General features: G+C 31.6%; 1 protein-coding gene. It reads right to left on the bottom strand.

The window, feature by feature from the left end; translation table 11 throughout:
- A partial coding sequence (locus DWV06_RS12955; RefSeq protein ID WP_193726026.1) for a cache domain-containing protein occupies positions 1–917 on the bottom strand: 917 nt, incomplete at both ends.

Raw genomic sequence — 917 nt, 5'->3', positions numbered from 1 at the left:
TAAGTTTGTATTCTTTTGTTTTGTTAATAACCTTTACCATTTGATTAATAGGCTTTGCAATTTGCCCGCTTACTATTGCAGTGATAAATACAATAATGAATACTCCAATTATTATTATAATAACGAAAGCTGTTGTTAAAGCTTGTACACCCTTTATGTATTCACTTTGGGGTGTAACTAAGACTGCTTTCCAACCATTGATTTCTATGTCTGCTACTTCTAAATGTTTCTTAACACCATCGTAATCTTCAATAATTTCTCCGCCTTCTATACCTTTAACATATGCCCCATTCAATATATCCTTAACGTTGGTACTAGCATCTTCCTTAGGCATAAACTCTTCATTTTTATGTACAACTATATTATTGTCAGCATCAACAATAAATAAATAAGCATTACTTTTCTCATCAAGTAATTGTTCAAGAGTATCGAATAACTGCTGCAAATTTAAATCCATACTTAGGACTCCAGTTTTTCCTTTTAAATCAATTGGTATAGAAATACTTACTACCATTTTATCTGTTATTACGTCAAAATAAGGACTTCCACAGACTTTTTCACCTTTTTCTATCGCATCAATATACCAGCCTCGTTTCGTACAATCATAACCCGGTTCAGGGACCCAACCTATTCCATCATAGAAAGTTTTATCTTCCATACCTAAATAAATATCTGAAACACATTCATATTTAGCCGCAGATTCAGTTAGATATTTAATTATATAATCAGAATCTACTTCCTTCATATTCTCAAATGCTATTTTGTTAGAATCCAGCGTCGAACTTTGTTCGTCTATCCAGCCTTCAATTTCTGCTCCATAACTTTCATTAGGTTTCTTATTCTTTTGTTGATTATTTTTCTCTAATTGTATAGTAGAGATTCTTAATCCTGCCAATAATGCTGCCAATAAAATACAT

Source organism: Anaerosacchariphilus polymeriproducens (assembly GCF_003363435.1).
GTDB lineage: Bacteria > Bacillota > Clostridia > Lachnospirales > Lachnospiraceae > Anaerosacchariphilus > Anaerosacchariphilus polymeriproducens.
This window is presented reverse-complemented; position numbering and strand designations above follow the sequence as displayed.